Source organism: Streptosporangium sp. NPDC020072, assembly GCF_040631445.1.
Lineage (GTDB): Bacteria > Actinomycetota > Actinomycetes > Streptosporangiales > Streptosporangiaceae > Streptosporangium.
This window is the reverse complement of record NZ_JBEYAB010000002.1, coordinates 274,090-290,013: the sequence shown is the minus strand read 5'-3', so window position 1 is coordinate 290,013 and position 15,924 is coordinate 274,090. Positions and strand designations below refer to the sequence as shown.

The window sequence follows — 15,924 nt, the reverse complement described above, 5'->3', positions numbered from 1 at the left end:
ACGGGGGAGGCCGCTCAGGAGGCGGCCGTGGCTCCGGAGTCCTCCAGCACCGCCGTGCAGAACGCGCAGCGCCTGGCCGCGACGGGAATGTCGCTGAGGCACTCGGGGCACTTCTTCTCCGTCGACTCCTTGTTCCTGTCGAAGTAGGCGACGACCCTGCTCATCGGCAGCACGACCAGCCAGTAGACGACCGAGGCGATGATCAGGAAGCTCAGCAGCTGGTTGACGAAGTCGCCGTACATGAACTTGGCGCCGTTGACCGTGAAGACGTAGTCGGAGAAGTCCGGCTCGTTGCCGCCGGTGACCGCCGCGATCAGCGGGGTGATGAGGTCCTTGACCAGGGCCTGGACCAGGCCGCTGAACGTCGCGCCGATGACCACGGCCACGGCGAGCTCGACGAGGTTGCCCCTCATCAGGAACTTCTTGAATCCGGTCATTCCGTGCGTCCTCCACTCGTGTGGACGCCGAGCCTACCGCGAAGCCCGCCCCGGAGAGTAACTGAGCGATGACGTTCGCACGACCACGACTTTACGGTCCGGGTCCGAGGTGGGTTACCATCTGCCGAATTCGTGAGCGAGGTGCCTGATGGACTTTCGTGTGCTGGGACCGGTCAGCGTGATCACCGGTGACGGGACGCCGCTGGACATCGGTCCCCACCAGCAGCGTGCGGTCCTGGCGCTGTGCATGCTGGCCGCGCCCAGGCCCGTCGGGGCGGCCACGATGATGGAGGAGCTCTGGGAGGGCGAGCCGCCGCCCAGGGCACTCAACACCCTCCAGGCCTACGTCTCCAAGCTCCGCCGGGCCCTCGAACCCGGCAGGAGCCGTGCCACGCGGCCCACGGTCCTGGTCAGCAAGCCGGGCGGCTACGCCCTCGACATCCCGGCACGGGACCTCGACCTGACCAGGGTGCGGGAGTACGCGGCCGAGGGCAGGCGCCTGGCCGCCGCGGGCGAGCACGAGGCCGCGGCGGGACGGCTGCGGCTGGCACTGGCCGAGTGGCGCGGGGAGCCGCTGGCCGACTTCGCCGAGGCCTCGTGGGCCACGCGGGAGGCCGCCCACCTGGGCGAACAGCGGCTGACCCTGCAGGAGGACCTCGCCGAGTGCGAACTCGCGCTCGGCCTGGGGGCGGAGCTGACGGGCACCCTGACGCGGCTGGTCGCCGCCAACCCGTTCAGGGAACGCCTGCACGTGCTCGGCGCGCACGCCCTCTACCAGGCGGGACGGCAGGCCGACGCGCTCGCCGTGCTGGCCAGGGGGCGCGACACACTGGCCGACGAGCTGGGCCTCGACCCCGACCCCCGCTCAAGGGAGATGGAACGGCGCATCCTCGCCCAGGACCCGTCCCTGACCCCCCGCGTCCAGGCCACACCGGCTCCGCCCCGGCCCGCGAAGGACCCTCGGGAGACCCGGCTCATCGGCAGGGACGCCGAGGCGGAGGTGCTCGACGCCGCGGTCACGGGCGGGCCGTACCGGGTGGTGCTGCTGGCCGGGGAGCCGGGCATCGGCAAGACGAGCCTGGCCGAACAGGCGGCGCGGACCGCGCGGGCTGAGGGTAACCGGGTGGTGTGGGGCCGTTGCTGGGACGGCACGGGAGCGCCGCCCTTCTGGCCCTGGACGCAGGCCGCGCAGGAGCTGACCGGCGGGCAGGGCGGCAAGGCCGGGCCCTCGGGAGGCGACCGCTTCGAGCTCTACGAGGCCTTCGCCGAGCTGTTCAACGAGCACGGCAGGGTCCTGGTCGTCCTCGACGACCTCCAGTGGGCCGACGCCTCCTCGCTGCGGCTGCTCGAATTCCTCGCCTCGACCCGGCTGTGCCCCCAGCTGACCGTGGTCGCCACCTACCGCGACACCGAGGTACGGCCCGGCGGCGCGCTCGAACACGCCCTGGCCGCCCTGGCGCGGCTGCCGTACGTGCGCAGGCTCCCGCTGCGGGGGCTCGGCGAGGCGGAGATCGGCGAGTACCTCGGGCGGGCCGGCGCCGACCCCGGGCTGGCCGGGGAGATGGGCAGGCTGACCGCGGGCAACCCGTTCTTCCTGGGGGAGGTCCTGCGGCTCGGGGAGACCCCGGCGGCGCTCTCCGACGTCGTGCGTGGCCGGATGACGGGCCTGCCTCCGGAGACGGAGGAGGTGCTGACCACCGCGGCGCTGCTCGGCGATCAGGTGGTCGCCGACGTCCTGACCCAGGTGACCGGGCTGTCCGTCGAGCGGGTGCTCGACATCGTGGACGCCGCCGTCGGCGCGGGGCTGCTGACCGAGGGGCGGGGACCCGCCTGCCGCTTCGTCCACGACATCGTCCGCGACGTGCTGCGCGAGGCGCTGCCCCCGCTGCGCCGCAGGCGCCTGCACGCCCGGATCGCCGAGGTGCTGGAGGCCCGTGGCGGGGCGCGCCTGACCGAGATCGCCCACCACTACCGGCAGAGTCTGCTCACCGCCGCCACGACCGGCAAGGCGATCGGCTACACCCGGCGCGCCGCGGCGCAGGCCACGGCGCAGTTCGCCCACGAGGACGCGGTGGAGAACCTGGAGCAGGCGATCGCGCTGGTCGGAGCCCTGCCCAGGTCCGACGACGCGCTCCGCTGCGACCTGCTGCTCGACCTGGCCGAGGCGCAGGGCGCCGCCGGGATGAGCGTGGCGGCCCACGCCTCCCTTGAGGCGGCGGCGGAGATCGCCGAGGGGCTCGGCGACGACAGCAGGCTGGCCAGGGCGGTGCTGGGGTTCACCGACCCGATCTCCCTGGCCATGTACGAGGAGACGACCGGCATCGACCGGCTCGCCGAGCGGATCGAGCGGGTCCTGGCCTCCGGGCTGGCCGCCGACTCGCCCTGGCGGGCCCAGCTCCTGGCCGCCGCCGCGCTGACCGGCGCGACGACCAGGCCCGTCGAGGAGAGCACGCGGACCGCGCTGCAGGCCGTACGGCTGGCCCGCAGGCTCGGTGACGACAGGACGCTGGCCAAGACGTTGATCGTCCAGGAGCTGCTGTCCCGGACCGAACACGACCACGACCGCAGGCAGGCGGTCATCGACGAGATCACCGAGATCGGCCACCGCATCGGCGACCTGGCCGTCGAGTGGGTCGGCAGGGAGACCGCCTACGTCGAGTTGCTCACCCAGGGCAGGACCGAACGGGCCCCCGAACTGCTGGCCTGGCTCACCGAGACGGCCGAACGCCTCAGGCTCCCCTCGATGGTGAGCCTGGCCGCCTGGCAGCGGGCCGTGCACGCCTGGCTGTGCGGGCACGCGGAGGCGGCCCTCACCGCGGCCGAGGAGTCCGCCGCCGCCTACCCGGAGGGGGCGCTGGGCAGGGACGACGCCGGGCTGCGGCGCGGGGTGTTCCGCTTCCTGACGCTGCGGGCGGCCGGGGACGCGGCCGGGGCGCTCGCCGTCGCCGACGAGATGCTCGTCCTGCGCTCGGGGCAGCGGCCCTGGCTCGCCCTGCGCTGCCTGGCCCTGATCGACCTGGGTGAGACCGAACGGGCACGCGCCGTCTTCACGGTCCTCGCCGCGGACGGCTTCGCGGCCGCCGGACCCGACCTGGCCTACCGGTTCGTCCCCGACGCCCTCAGCGAGGCCTGCGCCGTGCTGGGCGAGCGGGCGGCAGGACGTGTCCTGTACGGCCTGCTCGCCCCCAACGCGGGCAGGCTGCTCGGCTGGTCGGTGACGGACCTGTGCCTGGGGCGGCTGGCCCTGCTCGACGGCGACGTCCGGGGCGCCCACGACCACCTGGGGGCGGCGCGTGACCTGGTCACCCGCGCCCGGCTGACCCGCTACGAGCCCGCGCTGCGCGAGCTGGAGGCCAGGCTGGCCGAGCCGGTGGGGGAGGCGAGGACGGGCCGGTAGGCGGGCGGGCCCGGCGACGGGCCGCGAATCGCCGGGCGCGGTCCTGTCCTCCCGCCTGAGGGCCAGGAATACTCCCATGTCATGCCGGTTTCGCCGCGCCGAGGCTCACGCCGGGGCACCGCCACGCATGACAGGGGAAACATGGGGCATGTCTTCCCACCGCTGAAGGGCGGTGTGATGATCGAGATCTGGCCCGGTGACCCCTATCCCCTCGGGGCCACCTACGACGGCGCGGGGACAAACTTCGCGCTCTTCACCGAGGTCGCCGAGCGGGTCGAACTGTGCCTGTTCGACGAGGAGGACAACGAGACGCGGGTCCCCTTCACCGAGTGCGAGGGCTACGTCTGGCACGGCTACCTGCCGGGCGTCGGCCCGGGCCAGCGGTACGGCTACCGCGTGCACGGCCCCTACGACCCCGCCAGGGGCGTGCGCTGTAACCCCGCCAAGCTGCTGCTCGACCCCTACGCCAAGGCCATCGAGGGGGAGATGCGCTGGGACGAGGCCGTGTACGGCTACCGCTTCGGGGACCCCGACCTGCGCAACGACGCGGACTCGGCCCCGTTCGTCCCCCGGTCCATCGTGATCAACCCGTTCTTCGGGTGGGGACACGACCGGCCGCCCGCGACGCCGTACCACGACACGGTCATCTACGAGGCGCACGTCAAGGGCCTGACCGTGAACCACCCGAAGATCCCCGAGCGGATCCGGGGCACCTACGCGGCCATCGGTCACCCGGAGATCATCGACCATCTGACCTCCCTCGGCGTCACGGCGATCGAGCTGATGCCGGTCCACCAGTTCGTCACCGACCACGTCCTGGCCGAGCGTGGCCTGACGAACTACTGGGGTTACAACAGCATCGGGTTCTTCGCCCCGCACAACGCCTATTCGAGCACCGGGCAGCGCGGCGGGCAGGTGCTGGAGTTCAAGGCCATGGTCAAGGCGCTGCACGAGGCGAACATCGAGGTCATCCTCGACGTGGTCTACAACCACACCGCCGAGGGCAACCACTTGGGGCCGACGCTGAGCATGCGGGGGATCGACAACCCCGGCTACTACCGGCTGGTGGACGACGACAGGCGCTACTACATGGACACGACGGGGACCGGCAACAGCCTGTTCATGCGCTCCCCGCACGTCCTCCAGATGATCATGGACTCGCTGCGGTACTGGGTCATCGAGATGCACGTGGACGGCTTCAGGTTCGACCTGGCGGCCACCCTGGCCAGGGAACTGCACGAGGTCGACCGGCTGAGCGCCTTCTTCGACCTCGTCCAGCAGGACCCGGTGCTCTCGCAGGTCAAGCTGATCGCCGAACCCTGGGACGTCGGCCCGGGCGGCTACCAGGTGGGCAACTTCCCCGCCAGGTGGACCGAGTGGAACGGCATGTACCGCGACACGATCCGCGACCTGTGGCGCGGCGAGCCCGCCTCCCTGCCGGAGTTCGCCTCCCGGCTGACCGGCTCCAGCGACCTCTACCAGGACGACAGCCGCAGGCCCGCCGCCTCGATCAACTTCGTCACCTGCCACGACGGCTTCACCATGCAGGACCTCGTCTCCTACGACCGCAAGCACAACGAGGCCAACGGCGAGGACAACCGGGACGGCACCGACGACAACCGTTCGTGGAACTGCGGCACGGAGGGGCCCGCTTCGCTGGCGATCGAGTCGCTGCGCGAGCAGCAGAAACGCAACTTCCTGACGACGCTGTTCCTGTCCCAGGGCGTGCCGATGATCTCCCACGGCGACGAGCTCGGCCGTACCCAGCTGGGCAACAACAACGTCTACTGCCAGGACAACGAGCTGAGCTGGGTCGACTGGTCCGACGTCAGGGAGAACTGGCTGCTGCTGGAGTTCACCCGGCGCCTGGCCAGGCTCCGCGCCGGGCACCCCGTCTTCCGCAGGCGCCGCTTCTTCTACGGCCGCCCGGTACGGGGCTCCGGCGACAACCTCAGCGACATCGCCTGGTTCACCCCGAGAGGGGAACGGATGACCGACGCCGACTGGAACGTGGGCTACGCCAAGTCGCTGGCGGTCTTCCTGAACGGCGACGCGATCACCGAGCCGGACCGCAGGGGACGGCGGATCGTCGACGACTCGTTCCTGCTGCTGTTCAACGCCCACCACGACGTCATCGAGTTCACGATCCCCAAGGACCACGGCGACATGTGGGTGACGGAGATCGACACGGCGATGCCCATCATCGTCGACACCAGGGTCTGCAGAGCGGGTGAGGAGGTGCCGGTGACCGGCAGGTCGGTACGGGTGTTGCGGCGTGTCTGACGGGCGAAGGGAGAACGCGGGGCGGGACTTCGGACCGCCGCTGTCCACCTACCGGCTCCAGCTCACCCCCGACTTCGGCTTCGCCGAGGTCGCCGAGCTGGCCCCCTACCTGCGCGACCTGGGGGTGAGCCACGTCTACCTCTCCCCGATCCTGCAGGCGACCTCGCGCTCCCGCCACGGCTACGACGTGACCGACCACTCCCGGATCAGGGAGGAGTTCGGCGGCCTTGAGGGGCTGCGGGCGCTGTCGGAGCGGCTGACCGCGCACGGCCTGGGCGTCGTGGTCGACATCGTGCCCAACCACATGACGGTCCCGGTCCCCGAGTCGGGCAACCGGCAGCTGTGGTCGGTGCTCAGGGACGGCCCGGCCTCGCCGTACGCGCGGTGGTTCGACATCGACTGGGCGGGCGGCGGCGGCCGGGTGGACATGCCGGTCCTCGGCGACGAGGTCGAGCCGCACGCCGACGGCCCCGTGCTGCGCTACCACGACCACGAGTTCCCGCTGCCCGACACCCACTACCGGCTGGTCGACTGGCGTCGCGGCCCCGGCTACCGGCGCTTCTTCGACGTCTCCTCGCTGATCGGGCTGCGGGTCGAGGACGAGAAGGTCTTCGACGCCACCCACGAGGTGATCGTCGGGCTGGTCCGCGACGGGATCGTCCACGGGCTGCGGGTCGACCACCCGGACGGCCTGGCCGACCCGCGCGGCTACCTCGCCAGGCTCCGCGAGGCCTGCGGGGTGTGGACGGTCGCCGAGAAGATCCTGGTGGGGGAGGAACGGCTGCCCGCCGACTGGGACTGCGACGGCACGACCGGTTACGAGGTGCTCAACCGGATCACCGGCCTGTTCGTCGACCCGGCGGGGCAGGAGCCGCTGACCGACCTGTTCGTCGAGCGCACCGGCATGCCCCGCGAGTACGCCGCCGTGGTCGGCCGTGCGAAACGGGAGGTCATCGACCTGTTCCTCGGCGCCGAACTCGACCGGCTGCACGCGGTCGTCGGCTCCGACCGTACGGCGCTGGCCGAACTGCTCGTCGCGATGCCGGTCTACCGGGCCTACGCCGTGCCGGGTGAGCCGGTCCCCGAGCGGTCGGTGGCGATCGTCGAGGCGGCGGGGCGGGCCGCAGCCGCCAGACTGCCCGAGGGCGCCCCGGTCGCCGAGGTCGTGGACAGGGTCCTGTACGGCCCCGCCGACGCCGTGGTCCGCTTCCAGCAGACCTGCGGTCCCGTGATGGCCAAGGGCGTCGAGGACACCGCGCTCTACCGGTGGTACCCGCTGGCCTGCCTGAACGAGGTCGGCGGCGAGCCCGACCGGTTCGGCGGAGACGTCGGGGACTTCCACGCCTTCTGCGGGGAGATGTCCCCGGGGACCATGACGACGTTGTCCACCCACGACACCAAACGCTCCGAGGACGTGCGGGCGCGGCTGGCCGTACTCTCCGAGATGCCGCAGGAGTGGGCGCGGGCGGTGGGGGAGTGGTCGGCGAAGGTCTCCTTCGACCCGGCGCTCGACTATCTCGCCTGGCAGAACCTGATGGCCGCCTGGCCGATCGAGCCGGGCAGGTTCTTCGACTACCTGCTCAAGGCGGCCCGCGAGGCCAAGACGGCGATCTCGTGGGCGGCCCCGGACCCCGCCTACGAGCGGGGCGTCCGTGACTTCGTCATGCGGGCCGTCGACGAGTGCGGCCCCTCGGTCGCCGAGTTCACCGCCATGATCGAGCCGTACGCCAGGTCCAACTCCCTCGGCCAGAAGCTCGTGCAGCTCATGCTGCCCGGCGTTCCCGACCTCTACTGGGGCAACGAGATCACCGACTTCTCGCTGGTCGATCCGGACAACCGCCGCCCGGTCGACTTCGCCCGCCGTCGCGCGCTGCTGGCCGTGACCGGGAGCGGGCCCGGGAGCGGCTCGTGGGACGAGGACAAGCTGCTGGTCACCACCCAGGCGCTGCGGCTGCGCAAACGCCTCGACCCGGCGCTGCCGTACCTGCCGGTCGAGACGGGGGAGCACGCCGTCGCCTTCGCCCGGGGGGACAGGGCGGTGGCGGTCGCGACCCGGCTGCCGGTCGGCCTGGCCGCGCGCGGCGGCTGGGGCGGTGAGACGATCACCCTGCCGCACGGCAGATGGCTCGACCTGCTGTCCGGCGCCCGCCACACCGGGCGTGTCCCGCTGGCCCACCTGCTTTCCGTCTTCCCGGTCGCGCTTCTTGAGAGGGAGTAGCCCGTGTTCGAGGTCTGGGCGCCGCAGGCGTCCTCGGTGGACGTGGAGATCGACGGAGTGCGCCACCCGATGGCCCTGGGCGCGGGCGGCTGGTGGTCGGCCCGGGTGCCGGGAGCGGGCCACGGCACCGACTACCGCTTCAGCCTCGACGGCGGTCCCGGGCTGCCCGACCCGAGGTCACGCAGGCAGCCGGAGGGCATCTTCGGGCCGAGCCGGGTCTACGAGCACGACAGGTTCGCGTGGAACGACGACCTGTGGCGCGGGCGCGCCCTGCCCGGTTCGGTGATCTACGAGCTGCACGTCGGGGCCTTCACCCCCGAGGGGACCTTCGACGCGGCGATCGACAGGCTCCCGCACCTGGCCGAACTCGGCGTCGACTTCGTCGAGGTCATGCCGGTCCCCCCGGTGCCCGGCACGCGCAACTGGGGCTACGACGGGGTCGACCTGTGGGCCGTGACCGAGAACTACGGCGGCCCCGACGGGTTCAAGCGCTTCGTCGACGCCTGCCACCGGCGGGGACTCGGGGTGATCCTGGACGTCGTTCACAACCACCTGGGGCCCTCGGGCAACTTCCTGGCCCCCTTCGGCCCCTACTTCAACCCCTCGGCCGCCTCCTTCTGGGGGCAGGCGGTCAACCTGGACGGCCCCGGCTCCGACGAGGTGCGCCGCTACTTCGTGGGCAACGCCCTGCAGTGGCTGCGCGACTACCACGTGGACGGCCTACGCCTGGACGCCGTGCACGCCCTGCACGACTCCCGGGCCGTGCACCTGCTTGAGGAGATGGCCGTCGAGGTCGAGGCCCTCTCCACGGCCGTCGGCAGGCCGCTGACGCTGATCGCCGAGTCCGACCTCAACGACCCCCGGCTGATGACCCCCCGCGAGGCGGGAGGGTACGGCCTGGCCGCGGCCTGGAACGACGACGTCCACCACGCGCTGCACGTGGCGGTGACCGGGGAACGGCACGGCTACTACGCCGACTTCGCCGGGGCCGGAGCCGGGGTCGTGGTTGGGGCCGGAGCCGGGGTCACAATGGGGGTCACGGCCGGAAGCACAGGCGGAGACGTCGCCGGGGTCGCAGCCGGAGGTGTCGCCGGCGGCACAGGCACAGGTCCGGCCGGGACCCTGGCCAAGGTGCTGACCTCGGGGTACTACCACGACGGCACCTACTCCTCCTTCAGGGGCCGCTGCCACGGCCGCCCGGCCGGGCACCTGCCCGCCCACCGCTTCGTGTGCTCGGCGCAGAACCACGACCAGATCGGCAACCGCGCTACGGGCGACCGGATGCCGCCGGAGGCGCTACGGCTGGCCGCCGGGCTGCTGCTGACCTCCCCGTTCACCCCGATGCTGTTCATGGGCGAGGAGTGGGGGGCCCGCACCCCGTTCCTGTTCTTCACCGACCACGTCGAGCCTCAGCTGCGCGAGGGGGAGGGGGAGCGGAGGCGCCGGGAGTTCGTCGGCCACGGCTACGACGACTGGGCGGACAAGGCGCCCGACCCCGGCGAGGAGCTGACGTTCCTGCGCTCCAAACTCGACTGGAGCGAACTCGACGACGACGCCCACCGGGCCCACCTCGACTGGTACCGGGCCCTGATCGCGCTGCGCCGGGCCCACCCCGAACTGACCGACCCCCGGCTCGACCGGACCGCCGTCTCGCACGGCGACGACTGGCTCCTCGTACGGCGGGGCGCCCTGCGGATCGCGGCCAACCTCGGCCCCACCCCCCTCACCCTGCCGACCGGCCCCGGCCACATCCTCCTGGCCCTCGACCCGACCACCACCCTGACCGGCCCCGACCTCCTCCTGCCCGCCAGATCGCTGGCCGTACTCAGAACAGGGTGACCGGCCGGTTCCCACGCGGCCGCGGACCCTCAGCCCGTACGGTGGCCACGGGAGGCAGAGTGGGGCCATGACCGGGTACGAGACGATGGCGTTTCATCTGGAGACCGAGCGGCTGACGTTGCGGCCGTGGGCCGAGTCGGACGCCGATGAGCTTCGGGACCTGCATGCCGAACGTGGCAAGGGGACACCCACGATCGAGCACGTCCGGGCGATCATCGCGAAGCAGCTCACCGCGACGGCGACGACGGGGATCGCGCTGCTGCCGATCCGGCGCCGGGCGGAGGGCGACTTCATCGGTTACTGCGGGCTGATCGTCGGCCGCTGCACCGTCGAGGAGCCCGAGATCGCGTATGAGCTGTTCCAGCGCGTGCACGGGCGTGGATACGCCACCGAGGCGGCCCGCGCGGTGCTCGACGCGGCGGTGGCGACCGGGCGGAGACGGCTCTGGTCGACCGTCGGCTCGTGGAACACGCCCTCACTCCGCGTCCTGGAGAAACTCGGCTTCGAGCGGGACCACCTTTCCACGGAGGACAGCGGTGAGGTGGTGTGGCTCACCCGCTCACTGCCGTGACGTCGGGTGCGCTCAGGCGTCGACTCCGTGAGCCGGAAGGAACCGTTCTCCATGCTCTTGACGAAGGATTCCGGCCGGTGGTGGCGAACTCCGTGCTTTCCCCAAGGCCGTCGCCCCGAACACCGCTGACAGGCTCCGCACCTCGTCGAGGTGCGTTGACCCCGGGACCGTCAACCGCCGGGCGTTGACCGGCCGCGTCCCCTCGGCGCGAACCCCCAGCGGGCGGCGCCGTTACCGCGAGAGCGACATCGGGGTCCTCCTCGACGGCGACCGAACTCGGATCGCCAGTAAAAGTGCTCATTCGGTGAGCACTTTGGCTGACAGGATCGATCTCACAAGCCACCGAGCGGAAGGCAGCAGGACATGCTTCGCGGACTCACCACCATCAGCTTCTACGCCCACGACGTCGCCGCCGCCCGTGACTGGTACGCCGAGTTCCTCGGGATGGAGGCCTACTTCCAGCGGCCCGAGCAGGGCGAGCCGGTCTATGTGGAGTTCCGGGTGGGTGACTACCAGCACGAGCTGGGAATCATCGACGCGCGTTTCGCCCCGCAGGGCTGGAGCGCCGAGAACGGCGGGGCGATCGTCTACTGGGCGGTGGACGACCTGGAGGCGGCCTGGGAGCGGCTGCTGGAGATGGGGGCCGTCCCGTTCGACAAGCCGACCGAGCGCGGCCCCGGGTTCGTCACCGCCTCGGTGCGCGACCCGTTCGGCAACATCCTCGGCATCATGATCAACAACCACTACATGAACGTCCTCGCGAGCCGGAAGGGCTGACCACGATGACCGAGAACGCCCTGATCCTGGACGACGCCGCCGCCTGGAAGGCCTGGCTGGCCGAGCACCACGACAGCGCCCGCGACGTCTGGCTGATGATCGCCAAGAAGAACGGCAACGCCACCACCGTCACCCTGGACGAGGCCCTCGACGAGGCGCTGTGCCACGGATGGATCGACAGCCACCGCAGGGCGTTCGACGGCGACTACTACCTGCAGCGTTACTCACCGCGCGCCCGCCGCAGCCCCTGGTCGGAGATCAACGTCGCCAAGGCCGAGGCGCTGACGGCCGAGGGCCGGATGCGCCCGGCGGGCCACGCCGCGATCGAGGCCGCCAAGGCCACCGGCCGCTGGCCCGAGACCCGCTGACGGTCACGCCGCCATGGGGGTGAGCAGGGCCGAAAGGCGGCGCAGGCCGCGGGCCGTGCGGGCCTTGACGGTGCCGAGCGGAACGCTCAGCCGTTCGGCGATCTCCCGCTGGGTGAGGTCGCCGTAGTAGGCCAGTTCGATGGCCTGGCGCTGCGGGGCGGGCAGTTCGGCCAGCGCCCGCCGTACCTCGTCGCGTTCGGCCAGGGCCTCCCCGTGGGCCCTGCCGTCCTGACCCGCGGGGTCGGCGACCGCGTCGAGCGGGACCGTCCGCAACGTGCGCATCCGCAGGTGGTCGACCGCCCGGTTGTGCGCGATGCCGAGCAGCCAGGCGGGAAGGCTGCGGGCCGGGTCGAAGCGGTGCCGTGATCGCCAGACCTCGGTGAACACGACCTGCTGGAGGTCCTCGACGTCCTGGAAGGCGACGAAGCGCCGCAGGTAGGAGCGCACGAGCGAGCCGTGCGTGTGGAGGCACTCGGCCAGGGCCGCGTCGTCACCCTCGGCGAACCGGACGTTCAGGGTGTCTGTCATGGTGCCCCCCTTGCCGAAAAAGCTACTCAAAACTTATTCATACTCTCCGGCGTGCATGAAGGCAAGCGACTCGCGCAGGTCAGCGCAGTGCGGCGTGGACGCCGGTGAGCGCCTCGGTGAAGGAGGAGACCCGCAGAACCGAGGCGGGCAACCCCTCCCGCCAGCCCTCGCCGCCCACGATGAGGCGGCTCGGCGGGCGCAGCGGAGGCAGCGAGGCGAGCGGCGCGGGATCCCCGGTCTCGGGGATCTGGGACCAGACGAAGACCACCGCCGGACCGAGACGACGCATCGCGTCACCCAGCGCCGGGTACGGCGTCCGCGCGCCGAGCACCCGCGTCTGGACGCCCTCCAGGGACAGCGCGGCGGCCAGCGCGTGGACCGGCATGCTGTGCAGCTCGTTCTCCGCGCAGGCCAGCAGCACGGGACGGTCGTTGACCGGCAGGGCGGGGGGACGGCCTATCCGGGTCAGCGCGCCGAGCAGCCGTTCGGAGAACAGGTGCTCGATCTCGATGCCCGCGCCGGTCTCCGCCTGTCGCCTGCAGATGGCCTCGAAGACCGGCAGCACCAGGGTGTGCCAGGTCCACTCGACGCCGTGCCTGGCCAGCGCCGCGTCGATCCAGTCGGAGACACCCCGGCTGTCCAGCGCGGTCGCGGCCCGCGTCAGCATCGCCACCGTCGGGATCGCGGCCTCCCCTTCCGAGCCCGAGCCCGAGCCCGAACCTGAGCCAGGGACCGAGCCCGAACCCGAGGCAGGGACAGGGACCGGCGCGGGCTCCGGCGTCTGGAGGGGCAGGGCGCCGGGCCGCAGGACCCGCCTGGCGGCGTCGGCCGCCGGAACCCCCTGCCTGATCAGCCGGTTCATCTCCTCAAGGCGGCGCAGATCGGCGGAGTCGTAGCGGCGGTGCCCACCGGGGCTGCGGCGGCTCGGGCCGACGCCGTAGCGCAGGTTCCAGGTGCGCAGGGTCGGGGCGGGCACACCGAGTCTGCGGGCGACGGCCCCGATGCCGTATCCCGGCTCCTGCTCGTCCGTCACCGTCTCACCCCATCCACGGGCCCCTCCCGTACGGTCTACAGCCTGCCAGTCTCGTCCCCCTGACGATCCCTTCGGACACCCGGCCCCGGCCGGATGCAACCACGCGGAGCGCGGGCACGAAGGTCCCCGTGTGACCGAGACCGTCGTCGTCCTCTTCACCCGTGACCTGCGGGTCCATGACCATCCGGCGCTGACCGAGGCGTGCGCGGGGGCGCGCCGGGTGGTGCCGCTGTTCGTGCTCGACCCCGCCGTCCGGCCGTACGGCAGGGCGGCCTTCCTCGCCGAGAGCCTGGCCGACCTGCGCCGGTCCCTGCGCGAACGAGGGGGCGACCTGGTGGTCCGCCGGGGCGACACCGTCACCGAGACGATGCGTCTGGCCCGTCAGGTCGGTGCCCGGGCCGTGCATGTCAGCGAGGACGTCAGCGCCCTGGCCTCGCGCAGGCAGCGGAGGCTCGCCGAGGAGTGCGAGCGCGCGCGGACGGCCTTCCTGACCTTCCCCGGTGTCACGATCGTGCCTCCCGGCACCCTGCGGCCCTCCGGCGGCGGTGACCACTATCGGGTGTTCACTCCCTACTGGAGGGCCTGGGCGGAGCACGGCCGCAGGCGGCTGCTGGACGCCCCGCGCGAGGTCGTCCTGCCCGAGGGGCTCGACGCCGGCACCCTGCCCGAGCCCGGCCGCGGAGGGCCTTTCCCCGGCGGTGAGCGGGCCGCCAGGGAGCGGATGAACACCTGGCTCAGGTACGACGCGGAGAACTACGCCGACAGGCGCGACGACCTCGCGGGCGACCGTACCTCACGGCTCAGCCCCTACCTGCGTTTCGGCTGCCTGTCGCCCCTTGAGCTCGAATCACGGCGGCCCGGCGACGACCTCGTCAGACAGCTCTGCTGGCGAGACTTCTTCCACCAGGTCACGCGGGCCTTCCCGGGCATCACGCGGGACGACTACCGGCCGCGTGGGCACCGTTGGCGCCACGACGAGGAGGCGGCGCGGGCCTGGCGGGAGGGCAGGACCGGTGTGCCGATCGTGGACGCGGGCATGCGGCAGCTGCTCGCCGAGGGCTGGATGCACGGCCGCGCCCGGATGGTCACCGCGTCGTTCCTGGTCAGGAGGCTGGGCGTGGACTGGAGGGTGGGCGCGGAACACTTCTTCTCGCTGCTGCTCGACGGGGACGTGCCCGACAACTACGGCAACTGGCAGTGGGTCGCGGGGACGGGCAACGACACCAGGCCCAACCGGGTCGTCAACCCGCTGAGGCAGGCGAGACGGTTCGACCCGGCGGGGGAGTACGTCCGTCGTCACGTGCCCGAGCTGCGGGCCGTACCGGACGGGGCGGTTCACCGGCCCTGGCGCCTGCCCGGCGGGGTCGAGGGCTACCCGCCACCCCTGGTGACCATGGAGTGAGGTCGCGGGCCGTGTTTCGGCCCTGACCGCAAGTGTTGATATGTCGGGAGCGGAACAATTCGCCTGTGCCGTACGTCGCACTGATGTGATGATCTTCGACGGCATCGACGACGACCTGCGCGCGGCCCGTGAGCGGGTACGGCGTCTTGAGCGGCTGACGGCCCAGCGTCAGGGACTGGCCCTGCAACTCGACGAGGTCGGGCGGCTGCTCGCGGAACTTGAGGAACGGCTCGCCGAGGAGGAGAAGGACGTCTCCCGGCTGGAGGCGGGCGGCTTCACGGCGTTCCTGGCGGGGCTCGCCGGTTCGAAGGAGGAGCGGCTCGCCAAGGAGCGGGCCGAGGCGCAGGCCGTACGGCAGCGCCTTGACGGGCAGCGCGGCCGCCTGGGGTGGCTGGAGACGGACATGGCGGCCGTGGAGAGCGGCCTCGCCGAGGTGGGTACGGCGCGCGAGGAGTACGCGGCGCTGCTCGAACGCAAGGAGCGCATGCTGGTCGAGTCGGGCGACCCGAAGGGCAGGGAGCTCACCGACATCTCCCGGCGGCTCGCCGACACCGACGCCGGGCTGCGCGAGCACGAGGAGGCGCGCCAGGCGGGGGTCGGCGCGGTCCAGGCCGTTGGCCAGGTCCTGCACAGTCTCGGCAGCGCCCGGGGCGCCTCCCGCTGGGACATGCTGAGTGGCGGCGGGGGCTTCGCCGACATGGTGGAGAACGGCCACCTGCGCAACGCCGACGAGGCGGCCTGGCACGCGCAGCGGGCGCTGGACGTCTTCTCCAGGGAGCTGGCCGACGTCGGGGTGCACGTCAACCCCCAGATGCCCGAGGTGGACACCCGCTGGTTCGCCGACATGTTCTTCGACAACATCATCGTGGACGCGATCAAGCACCAGAAGATCTCCCGCACCGGCGAGGCGGTCGCCGAGATCGCCCAATGGGTGCAGGAGACCGTCGCGACCCTGACCACCAACCACGCCGAGCTGGCGCGTCAGCGTGAGCTGCTCATCGCCCGCAGGGAGGAGCTCCTCGCGGGCTGAGAGAGGACGGACCGGACGGCCGGAACGGAAGGTGTGGCGGA

The 15,924-nt window shown here is 72.0% G+C and carries 12 protein-coding genes; 9 read left to right on the top strand and 3 right to left on the bottom strand.

What is annotated here, in order from left to right; all coding sequences use genetic code 11:
• Nucleotides 1-14: 14 nt before the first annotated feature.
• Nucleotides 15-437, bottom strand: a complete 423-nt coding sequence (gene mscL / locus ABZ470_RS04610) for a large conductance mechanosensitive channel protein MscL (protein ID WP_352009724.1) — start codon at nt 435-437, stop codon at nt 15-17.
• 148 nt (nt 438-585) lie between these two features.
• Between mscL and ABZ470_RS04605 the strand changes: the two genes are divergently transcribed.
• The 7 genes from ABZ470_RS04605 to ABZ470_RS04575 all read left to right on the top strand — a co-directional run bounded on the left by ABZ470_RS04605 (nt 586) and on the right by ABZ470_RS04575 (nt 11,890).
• Nucleotides 586-3,834, top strand: a complete 3,249-nt coding sequence (locus ABZ470_RS04605) for a BTAD domain-containing putative transcriptional regulator (RefSeq protein ID WP_362909929.1) — start codon at nt 586-588, stop codon at nt 3,832-3,834.
• A gap of 177 nt (nt 3,835-4,011) precedes the next feature.
• Nucleotides 4,012-6,117 (top strand): glycogen debranching protein GlgX, encoded by a 2,106-nt coding sequence (glgX, locus tag ABZ470_RS04600; protein ID WP_352010166.1) that lies wholly within the window; start codon nt 4,012-4,014, stop codon nt 6,115-6,117.
• On the top strand, nt 6,110-8,335 hold the full coding sequence (treY, locus tag ABZ470_RS04595; protein ID WP_362909927.1) for a malto-oligosyltrehalose synthase: 2,226 nt from the start codon (nt 6,110-6,112) through the stop codon (nt 8,333-8,335). Before glgX ends, treY begins: the two co-directional genes overlap by 8 nt.
• Before the next feature lie 3 nt (nt 8,336-8,338).
• Nucleotides 8,339-10,174: a malto-oligosyltrehalose trehalohydrolase gene (locus ABZ470_RS04590; RefSeq protein ID WP_362909925.1), complete on the top strand. Its 1,836-nt coding sequence runs from the start codon at nt 8,339-8,341 to the stop codon at nt 10,172-10,174.
• A gap of 67 nt (nt 10,175-10,241) precedes the next feature.
• On the top strand, nt 10,242-10,745 hold the full coding sequence (locus ABZ470_RS04585) for a GNAT family N-acetyltransferase (protein WP_362909923.1): 504 nt from the start codon (nt 10,242-10,244) through the stop codon (nt 10,743-10,745).
• A gap of 363 nt (nt 10,746-11,108) precedes the next feature.
• The gene (locus ABZ470_RS04580) at nt 11,109-11,522 is read left to right on the top strand and encodes a VOC family protein (RefSeq protein WP_362909921.1); all 414 of its coding nucleotides are present in this window, start codon (nt 11,109-11,111) and stop codon (nt 11,520-11,522) included.
• Between the two features lie 5 nt (nt 11,523-11,527).
• The gene (locus ABZ470_RS04575; protein ID WP_362777169.1) at nt 11,528-11,890 is read left to right on the top strand and encodes a hypothetical protein; all 363 of its coding nucleotides are present in this window, start codon (nt 11,528-11,530) and stop codon (nt 11,888-11,890) included.
• Between the two features lie 3 nt (nt 11,891-11,893).
• Here ABZ470_RS04575 and ABZ470_RS04570 read toward each other — a convergent pair whose 3' ends face one another.
• Complete coding sequence (locus ABZ470_RS04570) at nt 11,894-12,418, bottom strand: sigma-70 family RNA polymerase sigma factor (protein ID WP_362909919.1); 525 nt, start codon at nt 12,416-12,418, stop codon at nt 11,894-11,896.
• Nucleotides 12,419-12,497: 79 nt separating this feature from the next.
• On the bottom strand, nt 12,498-13,451 hold the full coding sequence (locus ABZ470_RS04565) for a MerR family transcriptional regulator (RefSeq protein WP_362909917.1): 954 nt from the start codon (nt 13,449-13,451) through the stop codon (nt 12,498-12,500).
• Between the two features lie 130 nt (nt 13,452-13,581).
• On the opposite strand from ABZ470_RS04565, the gene ABZ470_RS04560 reads away from it, so the two are divergent.
• Nucleotides 13,582-14,853: a deoxyribodipyrimidine photo-lyase gene (locus ABZ470_RS04560; protein ID WP_362909915.1), complete on the top strand. Its 1,272-nt coding sequence runs from the start codon at nt 13,582-13,584 to the stop codon at nt 14,851-14,853.
• An 88-nt stretch (nt 14,854-14,941) separates the two neighbouring features.
• Nucleotides 14,942-15,883 carry a hypothetical protein gene (locus ABZ470_RS04555; RefSeq protein WP_362909913.1) on the top strand — a complete coding sequence of 314 codons (942 nt, stop codon included), beginning with the start codon at nt 14,942-14,944 and terminating at the stop codon, nt 15,881-15,883.
• Nucleotides 15,884-15,924 lie beyond the last annotated feature (41 nt).